This window comes from Chryseobacterium sp. 22532 (genome assembly GCF_052044665.1).
Taxonomy (GTDB): domain Bacteria; phylum Bacteroidota; class Bacteroidia; order Flavobacteriales; family Weeksellaceae; genus Chryseobacterium; species Chryseobacterium lathyri.
The window spans coordinates 169,063-182,684 of sequence record NZ_JBQENJ010000005.1 but is presented as its reverse complement, the minus strand read 5'-3'; the positions used below and the strand labels follow the sequence as shown (position 1 = coordinate 182,684).

Sequence of the window (13,622 nt, the reverse complement as noted above, 5' to 3'; positions counted from 1 at the left end):
GAAATAAACAACATTTAATATGAAAATTATTGTAACAGGTTCTTTAGGGAACACCGCAAAACCGTTAGCACAGCAATTAATTGCGGAAGGTCATGGTATTACTGTAATTAGCAGCAGTGAGGAGAAGAAAAGTAAAATTGAATCTTTAGGAGCGAAAGCTGCCATCGGTTCTATTACTGATGTCAATTTTCTGGTTAAAGCATTTGAAGGTGCTGATGCCGTATTTGCAATGACTCCCCCGATTATAGGAGAGACGAATATTGTCGAAAATACAGTGAATGCAGGAAAAAACTATGCTGAAGCCATTGCCAGAACAGGAGTAAAAAGACTTGTCATGCTAAGCAGCGTGGGAGCTGATTCTCCGGTTGAAAATGGTCCCATTAAAGGACTTCACCATATTGAAAAACTATACAATGAGCTGGAAAATACTTCTGTTACTTTGCTAAGAGCTGGTTATTTCTACATTAATTTCTTCAATGATATTCCATTGATTAAAAATGCAGGGATTATCGGCGGAAATTATCCTGGAAATATAGATATTCCATTGGTGCATTCCACTGATATTGCTAAGGCTGCAGCTGAAGAACTGGTAAAAAATACAGCAGGCAAAAATATCCGTTATGTGGTAAGCGATTCGCGACCGCCTGCAGATTTTGCAAAGGTTTTAGGAGCCGCTGTTGGGAATACGGAATTACCCTGGGTAGAATTTACAGATGAGCAGTCTTTTGAAGGAATGGTGCAGGCAGGTCTTCCACAGGAAATGGCTGAGCTTTATGTTGAAATGGGAAAAGGAATGAGAACCGGTGTTGTTCAGAAAGATTTTACTAAACAGGGATCTCCGGTTAATGGCTCAGTAAAACTTGAGGATTTTGCCCGTGAATTTGCTGATCAATTTTAAGTTTGATTTTTTCTGAGACTAAAAAAATATGTAAACAGTTTCGGCGCACCTGCGGTGCGCCGAAACTGTTATTTTAAATCAAATCCTGAATGATTTGTATAGTAAAGCTCAACTTATTTCTTCTCCTTCAGAGTTTTCTTTAAAACCTTCAGTTTCCCATCAATAGGCTGATCTGTTTTCAATCCTAAGATTTCAGTGACTAAAGGATAAACATTAATATTGGCAAATTCATTGATTACCAGATTATTTTTAAATTCAGGTCCCCAGGCATAGAATGTTGCCTTCATTTCAGGGACAACTTTCGGATTATAGCCGTGCTTTCCTACGGATGTTTTCTTTCCTTTTTCTAAGAATATTTTTGGAGCTTTTGGAATCAGAAGAATCTGTCCTATCCTGTCATATCTGTCATCTTTGGTCGAAAAGTGAAGATATTTGGGCAGTTTTTTGTCCAGATATACTTCATAATCATCTGTTTTGTTTGCTTTAAGTTCTTTATAAACGACTTTAACCTCATCAGGATTTTTGACATATACTCTAAGTAAGGTCTGGGAATTGTAAAAATCGAATCTGTTTTTATCAAGAAGCATAACCGGAATTTCCAATGGAGCTCCGCCATCCACTTTTATCATTCCATGATCGGAAACAAAAATAAAGTTGACATTATTAAGTCCAAGGTTATTAACTTTCTGAACAAGCTCACCAATTGCACCGTCAATTAAATGAACAGCATTTTCTGTTTCCTGGCTATCCGGTCCGTAATGATGGCCGCTTCCGTCAACTTCCGGGAAATACAGAGATATAAAATGTGGTCTTTTCTCTTCAGGAAGCTTCAGCCAGTTCACGACCTTATCTACTTTTTCGGAAGGCTTAAATTTTTCATGATATGGATAATAATAGGAAGGTCTCATTCCTCCTGCATCGCTTGCAGAGCCAACCCACATAAGGGATGCAGAAACCATTCCCTGCTTTTCAGCCAATGCCCAAAGCGGGGTTCCTCCATACCAGCTTCCGTCTTCAGCATTCTTCTTATTGCTCATTGCATAGGGCTCTTTTCTTTTGTAATCATAAAAGAAATTATCGATCAGCCCATGATGGGAAGGGTAAAGTCCTGTGATCAGGCTCCAGTGATTGGGAAACGTAATGCTTGGATAGCTTGGGATCATTGCATCGGCCTGGACCCCATTAGCGGCTAGCTTCAGAAGATTTTCGGCATTATATTTTTTAGCGTAATCATACCTAAAACCATCGGCAGAGATCATGATCACATAAGGTTTTGTCCGGGCTTCAGCACTGTTGGTACGGCCGGAAATAACTACCTGGGCTGTATCCATATGTGTTTCCTGAGCACAAATAGCTAAAGAAAAAAACAGTAACAAAATTTGTATTCCTCGCTTCATTATTAAAATTTTTGGCAAAGTTACGGCCTATACTGCTCCCGGAAAAGTTTATAAGATTAAAAGTATATTAAAACAGATTAAAATTTTAAATATCCCTCTTCATTTCAAACTGGGACACCCAATTTTTAAGTCCGGCTGCATGTAGAAAAGCAGAAGTATTTTCCGAAGTATCATCTACATTGTTTACAGAGATGGCCTGTCCTCCATTCATCTTCTCTATTGTGCTCAAAAGCTTTGTGCCGATCCCCTGTCTTCTTGAATATTGATCAACAGCAATCTGATAAACTTTCTTAACGGCAGGATTGTAAATGACATATCCTTTAAGCTGCTCATCTTTATACGCTCCTAAAATTGTACAGCTTTGACGAATATTCTCAAGTACTTTTATTGAGCTTTGCCATGACGGCTGTATATCCCAGAAAGACTGCAATTTTTCCCACTGTAAGTTTTCAATCTCTTTTATCGAAATATTGATATCCTTTTCTTCAAGATTAATAATTCCGTTAAAACACAACAGCTTCCGTACGATTTTGAAGCCTAAATTTTCGTACGCTCTGATAGCAGAATTATTACCTTCGATTACTTCCAGGGTTAGCACATCGGTTTTTATTTCTTTGAGTGTGGGAATAATATAATCATACATTTTTCTTACCAACCCCTGGCCTCTGTATTCAGGGATGATGCCGGTTCCTCCATTATATGCTATGTGCTTTCCATTTTCCTTTTTTTCAGCATTAAGGATAAATCCTACCAGCTTTCCTGATTCGAATGTTCCTACAGACAGATTCATATCAATTTTATCCGCTATAATTTTCAATTCAAGCTGTTCCAATGATAGGTGAAAGGGAACAATATAATCTGAAAAGGATCTGTTAAAAACAGATAAAAGCTCATCTGTCGCAATATTCTTTAAATTTCTGATCTCCATAGCTTATTTTTTATCCGAAAACCATCAAAGGTATAAAAACGTTCAGTTCTATATAGAAATAAGGCATACAATTTTTAATGCAGGTTAATAGAAAATGCCTCCGGTATCAGAGGCATTTTGATGAGTTATTTTTATAAATAATTATTCTTTAATCAGTTTTTCATAAGAAAGGTTTCCATCTTTCAGAGTGATCTCAAGATAATAAATACCAGGCTTCAGATCTCTGACATTAATGCTTTCTCCTTCAGGTTTTACAGATCTTACTTTTCTTCCTGCTGATTCATAAATATCAATAGATTTTATTTTATCTACATTTTTGACACTTACGGTTTCTTTTGCAGGATTTGGATAAAGAACAACTTTTTTGTTTAACATTTCAGTATCATTTACTCCTAATACGGAAGTAAAAGATGCAGTAGCATATCCTACGTTGGCTGTTCCGCCATGAGGGCCCACTGTAGTAGTTGCAGTGGCAGGTCTTGGTCCGGCAAAGCTTATAGAATTGGTAGTGGCATAAGGCATCTGATAGTCATTAGGATCTGAATTCGTCAAAGCTCTTGTCAAAGTTAATGTTCTTATAGAACCGGAAACAACATCACTTACTATTGTCCAGTCCTGTGAACTGTCTAATGGTGGCTGTGTTGTTCCTATAAAATTCCTATCCGTAAGCTTTGGAGTTGTAACCGCAGAATAAACCACAGCATCTCCTGCCGACATACTAAATCCTGCGCTAACGCCAATCCCTAAACCAAACCATCTGTCAGACGGACCTTTTAAAACTAAGGTTACTGTAGATGTTGTATTGTCAAGAGTAAAATTTGCAGTTATCCCATTATTAGGGGACAAAGGTACATCACCTGTAGTTTTTTGCTGCGAAATGCCCAAAAAACTGATTAATAAGAAAGAAAAAAGTACAATGTTTTTCATATTTTAATTTTTTAGCTGGTTGATAAGTTCTGGATTTTTTGATAAAACGGCATATTCAAAGGCTGTATTTCCCTGTTTATCTTTTACTGTTTTATTTGCTTTATATTTAACAAGAAGTTTCACCATTTCTGTATTTCCCAATTTTGAAGCAAAAATAAGCGGTGTCGTTCCTTGTGAATCTGTTGTATTGATATCCGATTTATGATCTAATAGTTCCTGTGCTAATTTTAAATCACCTTTAAATACTACTGCCATCAGTGCAGTTCCCATTGAAGAGTTATAATTGATATCTTTTACTTTATCCATCAAAAAATCAGCCACTTCGGCATTGCCTCTGTAGCAGGCGAGGATAAGAGGCGAAAAACCATTTTCATTGGTCTTGTTGATGATATCCGGATCCTGTTTAATAAGCTCCTTCACTTCAGCTACTGTTCCGCTTCTGGCAATATCAAATATTGATTTTACTTTTTCCTGGGCAGACAGTGCAGAAAAGCTCAGGAAAATACTTATGATGAAGATAATATTTTTCATTATTTTGTCATTATATAATTGTATTCTACATTGACATTTTCAGCGATCTTTTTAGTTACTACTTTTGGGATAGTCACCTTGTGATCAGCAGGTTTTGCCACAAAGCTTCCCTGCATATAGATCTTCCCGTCTTTGCTGTAAATGGAAGCAGCGGAAGAAACAGCCTTATCTACACCATGAAAATTCAGGGTTCCCTGAACGGTATACTTTTGTGGCGAGGCTGTAAGTTTTGTTTTATCAAAATTCACGATCTTTCCTTTGAAAGTTGCCTTAGGATATTTTGCTGTTTCAGCATAATTTTCATTAAAATGCTCTTCCATTAGTTTGGTTTTAAAATGAAAGTTTTTCACGGCAGAAACTGAAGCTATTTCCCCGTTATCTGTATTGATGACAACAATATTGTTATCATCTTTAGCATATACGTCTTCGAACAGCGGCACGGATGCCTCAAAGGTTACACTGCCTGTTTTGGAACTGTACTTCTGGGCTGAAGCAAAACCTGTAAAAAACAGGACACTAGTTATTACTATTAATCTTTTCATATCGGATATTTTAATTTTCAGCAAGCCCGTCGGCTTTCCATTTTATAAAGGTGTTAATCTGAGTCTGAGATAAAGATCCGCCCTGCGGCATTTTTCCCGGATCTCCGTTGGGTCTTTGTATCCTGTCTAGAATGCCATCAATATTATTTTTTACGTCTGTATAGGTTGTAAAAGGCTTAAAGCTTCCTGCAGAATGGCATCCGATGCAGTTATTATCGACAATTGATTTTACGTCAGAGTTATATTTTACAGTCACTGTAATTGGGGTATTATCCGAAATCTCCTCATAGGTCCTGCTGTCACAAGCAATAAACAGGGCAGCTGATGATAATAGGTATAGTATCTTTTTCATCTTAAAAAACTCTGTAAAGGTTAAACCCAAAGAATATCTGTCCTTTCCCCCACTTTCCTACTGCATTGGAAAGATATCCTATATCTGAATTGATTTGGGAATTGGTAAATAAAAGCTGGAACACATGTCCCCCGGTTTCTATGTCCATCCCCAATGAGAGAGGATTTTTATAAAAGCTGTGATCATCGAAATTCACAAAATATTCTGCGTTAATAGAAATTCTTTTAGAAATTTTATAGCGGCCGCCTAATCCGGCCAGAAACTGATTTTTATCTTCAATAGCAGGATCATAAAGATTTTTATGAATATATGACGGAGTCAGTTGCAAAGAAAATTTATCATTAAATCTTCTTGAGATCAAAGCCTGTGTAAGATAGGAAAGCCTGTCGCTGAATCTGAGATGGGGATAATTGTCTTTATCCAGGTCTGTATTTAAAGCCATTACATTATAGCCTACGATCTCTGCCGGAAAACTTTCAGTCTGCTTTACAAGCTTGTATTTTACAGCGCCTTCGAATGTTTTCATGTTTGTCTCTCTGGAAAGACTGACTGAAATACCGTCTGTAACACCGTAAATAACCCCTAGTTTAGTGGAAGCATCGTCCAGACCAAAAAAATTTTTAAATCCTGTACTGATGTCTCCGAAACGGTGAGCCACCACAATGTACCATTCATTTTTGGCAGAGAGTTTTGTGGATTGTCCTGTGACGATCTGCAGGGCTTTAAAAGCTGGCTGTGAAGTTGATGTGGTTGTTTTGAGAGTGTCAATATCTTTTAGCAGATCTTCCTGTGCTGAGACAAGACCTGAGGCCAATACCGACAAAAATAAGAGAGTTTTTGTCATATACAATTTGAATTAAATTATGATATGACAAACTTATTGAGTTATCGATCTAAAAGTGTGTGATAAAAGTCACCATAAAAATTGTTTTTATCAATAATAAAAACAATTTAATTAAAATATCATATATTAGACAGGTCTAACATTTTCATTAACAAGGATTTTGATTCCTTCCTTAGTCTGAAGAATTTCACCTTCGTTTTCAATCTTTTTAAGAACCCTGCTTATAACTTCTCTGGAGGTACCTAAATTGTTGGCTATTTCACGGTGTGTAATTTTTAAAGGACTGTTTCCTGTGGCTGAAATCTGCTGGCGAATATAGTTCAGAACTCTTTTATCAAGTCTGTGAAATACAGCATCATTTACCATATTCATGACGTCTGAGAAACGTTTATCATATTCATGATAAAATACCTTGTTGATTTCCGGAAAACGGATCAGCCAACTGTGTATAACAGATACAGGAATGAGAATAACTTCAGATTCTTCTTCTGCAACAGCATATACCCTGCTGGTATAATCTGTAAAAATGGACGAAAAAGTCATCAGGCAGCTATCATTGGGTCTTATATAGTAATAGATCAGTTCTCTGCCATCATTGAGGGTAAAGACTTTTATAGAACCTTTAATGAGAAAAGGAACATATTTATTTTTTTGCCCTTCCCTGATAACTTCTGTTTTTGATTTTATTTCAGTAATAATCGCATTTGCATGCATTTCATTTAAAAAATCATCTCCTAAAAATCCAAATTTATTGAGAATAAATTGATTATTTATCATATCTGTTATATCATATCTAAAAACAAATTTAGAAAAATATAAATATAAGAATGAATAAAATTATTTTAACAATTGATTATTTTACAAAAGACTGCTTCACAAAAGTGAAGCAGTCTTTTGTAAAATTTATATTGAGTTTTGAAATAGCAATACAATCATTATTTAGCTTCAGATGCACAGACCATCAGAAATCATTACACCTATAAAAAGTAAAAAGTATTTGATCTGCATCGGGATTTTTCAGAACTAGTCACTATAATCTGTATTTTAAATTCAAGCCATAAAAGAAATACGATTTGTTTGGACCAGGATTAAGATCCGTGGCGAGTCCTTTTGGGTAACCATTACCTGTATCCGAATCATTAATACTGTTTCCTAAGAACAGGAATGTATAATTGATTTGATTGGTTAAGTTATTTCCCATTATATAAGCATCCACATCAAATTTTCCAAAAGTTTTTTTATAACCTAATTTAGAATTAAGTAAGCCAAAACCTTTTACGAGATTGGTATTTGCAAAATCTGTGTATACATTGCCCAGGTAATTATAAGTATTTACGAGATAAAAGCCAGGTTTTGTATATAAATCCAAACCGACAGCATATTTATTTCTAGGAACCCCGACAACAGTTTTATGATCGTAAGTTTGTTCACCGCCCAATAACCTTGTTTTAAAATCTTTATATTTTGCATCGTAATAAGAAAGATTTACAAAGGGAGCGATTCTGTTAAGGAACGAGTTATCATTTTTATACAGGTAACCAACACTTACTTCCAGACCACTATTTTTCTGACTTCCTGTGTTTGCCCAATAGGTCTGGTTATTAGAATTAGGTATCGTCAGCTGAGTTAATTTATTAGAATAATCTATTCTGAACAAAGAAACCTGATAATCCAGCTTAGTGTCTAATAAAAGTCCGTGTACACTGAAATCTACCATTTTAGCACGTTCTGCCTGCAGATCATTATTAGCGGTATTCGTATAATTTATAAAAGATGAACTTGCAGTAGGGGCATTGTATCCTTCACTATAGCTTAGGTTAAAAATCTGATGTTTCCATTCTTTTTGTAAAGCAAAATGCGGAGTATAAGCCGTCTCATACTGCTTTCCAAATGACTGATCTTTTCGTCCCGCAATTAATCCGGGAAGCGCAGACAAATCTTTTCTGTCATAATTAGTTTTATTCGCACTTACTCCTGCAAGTAATGTTAAGCCCCAAGGTTTGTATGTTAAATAATCTATTGCAAAATAAGTGGCCTGATTATTATTGTATTTAAAATAAGTGGCTCCGGATATTCCCGTAGTTTCCAGCGGATTTGTAATCGAGCCTGTAAAACGGTAGCTTGATGCAGTAGACATTGAATTCTGAATTTCTGCCCCAAAATCCAGCCTGTTCTCGAAGTCTTTGAATTCATTTTTTAGGGTAAATGTGGAACGCAATCCTACATTTGGTGCGCTTGATACTCCGTAAGCTCCTGCAGAAATACTTTCTGTATTTCCATTATAGTAAAATATCGTCGTGTAATTTCTAAGGTTTGGAAGAATATTAACAGAGTTGCTAAGCCCCACTCTGGTAGATTTTATTTTTGTTCCTGAATTTTTACGAATATAGGCAGGGTTTCCGTTATCGATTCCTGCATAATAATCGTCATAAGAAATCTGTCCCGACGTGTGCTCATAAGAATAGGCCTGGCTTCCAAAGAAACTTAACTGATCATTTTTTCCAAGCTTTACTGTTCCGTTTACGTTAAAAAAGTTTTTTAACCCACTTCCGTTCGGTCTGTAACCATCAGTTTCAAGATGACCGTAAGCTGCATTAACCGAATAGTTTTCATCAGCAACATTCAGCTGAGTACGGGACTGAAATGTTTTAAAAGCACCTACCAAAACATTTTCGGAAACTGTAATGCCTTTTGTAAAATCAGGACGTGTATAAAACCGAACCACTCCGCCTACTCCGCCACCATACATTGTTGCTGCAGGACCTTTGATAACCTCAACATTATTGACGTACGCAAAATCCAAATCATCCAAAATGGTGATTCCTTCAGCATTTGTCAATGGCATATTATTCCAATAAGCTTTAACCCCCCAGTTGTTAAACTTCTGATCGTTTCCATACCCACGAACAACTAATCTCTGACCTCCAAAATTAGTCCGTTTATCAACTTGTAATCCGGACATTGTAGATAATGTCTGTTCAATTGCGGCAGGATTGTTCCTGTTTAATTCTTCTTCCGAAAGTGTTTCTACAGATTGTGCATGTCTTTTAAATTCTGCACGTTCCTGCTTTATTTTTTTTCTTCCCTGGATAGCAACTTCTTCTATATTACTTCCTGATGATTGTTGGGCATTTGCAATTACACAGCTAAGCAAAGCTGCAATGCATATATATTTTTTCATTGATTAAAAATTAATTATTTGTCGTTTAAATATAACAGGTTAAAAACATCTTCCGGAGGCGGAATTATAATTGACAAACAAGATGTACTTTTTAATCTTTTTAAATATTCTGATCTTTGTTTTAAATGAAATATGTTGAAAACCCGCAATTCTCCACCCTCAAAAAAAATAAAAGAATTGGAAATTTTTACTATCTTTTTTCCTTGTAAAGGCACACCGAAATGTCGCCATGCAACTATTTTCTTGGTAACGAAAAAGGCAGAGAAATTCAATATAGAATTAAGAATGATGTCTTTTTTATCCAGATAACAATAAAAATATTTAGTCCCGTTTATAAAATTAATGTTGATCACATCATAAGAAAAACCATTGAGGATAAATTCTTTTTCCTCTTTCCATTCGGCTTTTACTAAATCTTTTTCAGAAAAACAGATCGTTTCAGACGTATTAAATTTACGTTCTAAAATATGAGATTGTGTTTTTTTGTATACTTCAGTTTTAATATAAGAAATGACAGGATGAATCATATTAAAAAATACGATTACTAAAGGAATAAATAAAAATATAAAGAATAGTTTTTTATGCAAATGAAGAAAATTATTGTCTTTGAGGAATTAATTCTCCCTCAGGTTCTGCCGAAACAAATCCTGAAATATATATTCTGTGAATTTTTTTGGAATTGTTTGCCGTGTACTCTATCCAATTATCTTTTGAATCTGGAATAAGAGATTTTTTAGGACTTTCTACAGGTGTTCCGGAAGGTTTATTTTCAAAATTATCTGCCTGATCTGTACTTTGCAAATTACCTTTTATAGTAATTAAATTGCCAGAATTGGTTTGAGTAAAATTGATGGTATTTCCTTCCGCTTTCAAAGATTTAACACGGATATTATCTTTGTTATTTTTTGATTTTAATATAACTGTATAAACCGTTCCTCTCACTCCTGGTCTTCCTCCAAACCAGTCTTTTTTTTCTGCAGAAACTAAAATTACACGATCCTGATATAATGAGGAAACCGGCGCTTTACAGGAAAACGCCAGTATCCAAAATATGATTATAAATAATTGGTTATTCATTTTTAATCGTCTTCTCCATCATCAGTTACTTTGCCTAAAACCAAATAGTTTCCACTGTAAATAACTTCACCTTTGGATTCAGCTTTCAGTACGTAATTTCCAGGAGTTAATCTTTGACCAAATTCTTCATCAGATTTTACATTTTTCTTACTGTAAATCACTCTTCCCGATGCATCAAAAATACTGATGTCTACAAAACTGTATTTAGCAGAATCAAATCGTAAATGCGAAATTCCTTTTGAAGGATTCGGATATACTTTTGTTTCGTCTTTTTTAGATTTTACCTCTCCTGTTGCTAGTGCAACTATTGTGTTTTGAGTAGTCCAAGCCCCTCTTCCGTAAGTAGAAACCAAAACTGTTCTTGTTGCAGGCCGGTAATCTAAATTGGTAATTCTTATATTCCCAATATTTCCGCTAATGGAAGCCCAAGTCGGTGATGCAGAAAGGAAATTGGTTGTTCCCCATACTCCCATTTCTGTTCCTACGATTATTTCATTGGCATCGTCAGGATTTCTTAAAACCGTTCTTACCGGCATATCAGGAAGATTTCCTTCTTTATTCTGCCATGTTACTCCGCCGTCTGCAGAATAGAAGATACTGGTAAGATTATAGTTGGATAATGTTACAATAATTTCGTTTTCATTGGCTCCAAATTCGATATCAGAAATCGTTCCTACCGCTGGTGTTGCTATTGCTGTTGTAACATATGAAGTTGTATTAGCATTTGTTATTTTAAAGATTCTTCCCAGGTTAGTCCCAACAAACAAGGTTGTAGAAGCAGTTGTGTAAGGAGAAACCTTCAGCCAGGAAATTTGCTCGTTTGTTTGTGCCGTTCCTACTGTAACAGTGTTATTGGTAAATGTTGTTGCTGTAGCAGATAATCCACTTGTTCTGAATAAAGTTAATCCTGAACGGTAAGAATAGAAAACATTGTTTATCCTGTCTAAAGCAATCTCATTTACAAAGTGCCCGTAAGCATTCCTGTTAGCACTTGAGATAAGATAATAGGCATTGTTTGTCAATAAATAATGATTATTATAAACATAACTTGCGATTTCATAATTATCCTGATCGTCATATTCTGTGTACATTCCGTCTCCGGAAGTTGCAAGTTGGCTCGTTAAGAAATTGTTCGCCTGCGGAACGCCATACAACCACCAAGAACCATTATCCTGAGCACCAGCCAAAATTTCTTCATTAGAAGGAGTTTTAATAGGATTCAACGTTGCACTATAAAACTGTGTAACATTGTATCTTGTATTTCTAGCAGAAAAACCTCCTATTGTTCCAATTGTATTTTTATTACCAGCAAAATAAATTCCGCCGTCATTTCCAAACAACATCTGGTTGGTAGAATAGTTATTAAAAGGATTAAAAACTATTTCATGCTGGTCTGCATGTACCTGAGAAACCTGCAGGGCCGCCATATTGTTATTATTCGACCATTTTGAAATCTGTGTCCAGCTCACGCCTCCGTTTGTAGATTTAAACAGATCAATTCCTCCGATATAAACGGTATTGTCATCTAAAGGATCAGCAGCAATCACAAGGTCATAGAATGACTGTCCTCTTGTAAAATCGTTTGCAGCAATACTTGTGTCTGCGGCTGTAGGAAGTGTAATAACCGGTGCTGCATCGTTAGTAGCCTGCCAAGTTGTACCACCATCCATAGATCTTGCAATACGAATTGGCTCCGAAGTATTGTTTACTCCCTGCATGAATGCATAAATCTTATTTGCATCGGTTCTGGAAAGTGTGAAATTTACTCTTGAACCCGTATTTCCCACATTATAAATTTCGCTAAAAGTATTTCCGTCTGTAGATTTGAAAATTCGCCCTCCTGAATCTATATTTGAGAATCGGGAAGATCTGGTAGAAATCCACACTGAATTATCCGCTCCTATTTCTATTTGCTGGATAGAGTATCCTGTTGTACTGGTTGTACCGGTAGTTGTATTAAGGGCAAGCAAGTTGCTGTTTTTGGTAAATGTTGTACCACCATCTGTAGACTTGTATAATCCGGCCTGGCTTAGTCCCTGCCATCCGTCATTAAAAGAAATCCCTACATAAGCACCACTTACTCCGGCATATACTTCCGAAACACCATTATTATTTCTTACTTTAATATCATTAATATAGAAATTACCATTTCTTACTCCTGAAGAGGAATAGGTAACCGGAATGGTGAAGATCTGCGTCCATGTCGTTCCTCCATTAGTCGATTTCCATATTCCTGAGCCTACCGCATCAGTAGTTGAAGATTCTCCAGTTCCAACATAGAAGGTTTGTGGATCATTTGGATCAGAAGCCATACAGGCAATGGAAGTATTTGCCCAAAATGTACTTAACGGCGTCCATTCATTGGTACTTACAGAAGGGTCCTGGTTTACCCAAAGACCACCTGAAACACCGCCTGCAAAGACCCTTTTACCTGTTGGATCATTGGGATCAAACATTATAGTCCGGGTTCTCCCTCCTACACTGTAGGGTCCTCTTTCTACCCATGGTTCATTTACTATTTTTGCTGTAGAAGATCCGGATCCATCTGTAGTGATAAAAGACAGCGGTTTTGTAGGAGCATATCTTCCTTGAGCAATCTCCTGATTCAGTTTGGCAAGCTTATAAAAATTAGTTCCTCCTGTAACCGGATCCATTGTTCTTTTATAATCTTCCTCATTATAAAGATCGGGAGGAATTCCTGCTGTTTTTGAATATTTATGCTGTTTTTTTACACTTTTATCATATTTAGAATATAATTCCTGAAGGTGTTTTTGATTAGCATGAAGTGTATTATCTTGCGCATAAAGACCTCCGGATATGCACAACATAACACCAAAAATAATATATCTTTTCATTTTTTATATATTTCCTACAAATATACTCAAATACAACAACGATTTTATTAATTTGTATAAAAAATTACAAATTACACAAAATAACAGCTT

At 35.9% G+C, this 13,622-nt stretch carries 13 protein-coding genes; 1 reads left to right on the top strand and 12 read right to left on the bottom strand.

The window, feature by feature from the left end; all coding sequences use genetic code 11:
• Nucleotides 1–19 precede the first annotated feature (19 nt).
• Nucleotides 20–898: an NAD(P)H-binding protein gene (locus tag ACTJIV_RS14955; protein ID WP_440628393.1), complete on the top strand. Its 879-nt coding sequence runs from the start codon at nucleotides 20–22 to the stop codon at nucleotides 896–898.
• A 113-nt stretch (nucleotides 899–1,011) separates the two neighbouring features.
• Here ACTJIV_RS14955 and ACTJIV_RS14950 read toward each other — a convergent pair whose 3' ends face one another.
• The 12 genes from ACTJIV_RS14950 to ACTJIV_RS14895 all read right to left on the bottom strand — a co-directional run bounded on the left by ACTJIV_RS14950 (nucleotide 1,012) and on the right by ACTJIV_RS14895 (nucleotide 13,532).
• Nucleotides 1,012–2,295, bottom strand: a complete 1,284-nt coding sequence (locus ACTJIV_RS14950; protein ID WP_336379030.1) for an alkaline phosphatase family protein — start codon at nucleotides 2,293–2,295, stop codon at nucleotides 1,012–1,014.
• A gap of 85 nt (nucleotides 2,296–2,380) precedes the next feature.
• Nucleotides 2,381–3,223 (bottom strand): GNAT family N-acetyltransferase, encoded by an 843-nt coding sequence (locus ACTJIV_RS14945; protein WP_440628391.1) that lies wholly within the window; start codon nucleotides 3,221–3,223, stop codon nucleotides 2,381–2,383.
• Between the two features lie 141 nt (nucleotides 3,224–3,364).
• Nucleotides 3,365–4,150 (bottom strand): T9SS type A sorting domain-containing protein, encoded by a 786-nt coding sequence (locus ACTJIV_RS14940; protein WP_440628389.1) that lies wholly within the window; start codon nucleotides 4,148–4,150, stop codon nucleotides 3,365–3,367.
• Between the two features lie 3 nt (nucleotides 4,151–4,153).
• Nucleotides 4,154–4,681, bottom strand: a complete 528-nt coding sequence (locus ACTJIV_RS14935) for an ankyrin repeat domain-containing protein (RefSeq protein WP_440628387.1) — start codon at nucleotides 4,679–4,681, stop codon at nucleotides 4,154–4,156.
• Nucleotides 4,681–5,223 carry a YceI family protein gene (locus ACTJIV_RS14930; RefSeq protein WP_440628385.1) on the bottom strand — a complete coding sequence of 181 codons (543 nt, stop codon included), beginning with the start codon at nucleotides 5,221–5,223 and terminating at the stop codon, nucleotides 4,681–4,683. Before ACTJIV_RS14930 ends, ACTJIV_RS14935 begins: the two co-directional genes overlap by 1 nt.
• A 10-nt stretch (nucleotides 5,224–5,233) precedes the next feature.
• A complete protein-coding gene (locus ACTJIV_RS14925; protein WP_167409407.1) occupies nucleotides 5,234–5,575 on the bottom strand; it encodes a c-type cytochrome in 342 nt (113 codons plus the stop codon).
• Nucleotide 5,576: 1 nt separating this feature from the next.
• A complete protein-coding gene (locus ACTJIV_RS14920) occupies nucleotides 5,577–6,419 on the bottom strand; it encodes a DUF5777 family beta-barrel protein (protein WP_223560311.1) in 843 nt (280 codons plus the stop codon).
• A 126-nt stretch (nucleotides 6,420–6,545) separates the two neighbouring features.
• Entirely contained in the window at nucleotides 6,546–7,196 is a 651-nt protein-coding gene (locus ACTJIV_RS14915) for a Crp/Fnr family transcriptional regulator (protein WP_111955351.1), read from the bottom strand.
• Between the two features lie 253 nt (nucleotides 7,197–7,449).
• Nucleotides 7,450–9,600: a TonB-dependent receptor gene (locus tag ACTJIV_RS14910; RefSeq protein ID WP_440628382.1), complete on the bottom strand. Its 2,151-nt coding sequence runs from the start codon at nucleotides 9,598–9,600 to the stop codon at nucleotides 7,450–7,452.
• A 14-nt stretch (nucleotides 9,601–9,614) separates the two neighbouring features.
• Nucleotides 9,615–10,187, bottom strand: a complete 573-nt coding sequence (locus ACTJIV_RS14905; RefSeq protein ID WP_440628380.1) for a hypothetical protein — start codon at nucleotides 10,185–10,187, stop codon at nucleotides 9,615–9,617.
• Nucleotides 10,188–10,197: 10 nt separating this feature from the next.
• Nucleotides 10,198–10,677, bottom strand: a complete 480-nt coding sequence (locus tag ACTJIV_RS14900) for a hypothetical protein (protein ID WP_111955357.1) — start codon at nucleotides 10,675–10,677, stop codon at nucleotides 10,198–10,200.
• Between the two features lie 2 nt (nucleotides 10,678–10,679).
• The gene (locus ACTJIV_RS14895; RefSeq protein WP_440628378.1) at nucleotides 10,680–13,532 is read right to left on the bottom strand and encodes a T9SS type A sorting domain-containing protein; all 2,853 of its coding nucleotides are present in this window, start codon (nucleotides 13,530–13,532) and stop codon (nucleotides 10,680–10,682) included.
• Nucleotides 13,533–13,622: the final 90 nt, after the last annotated feature.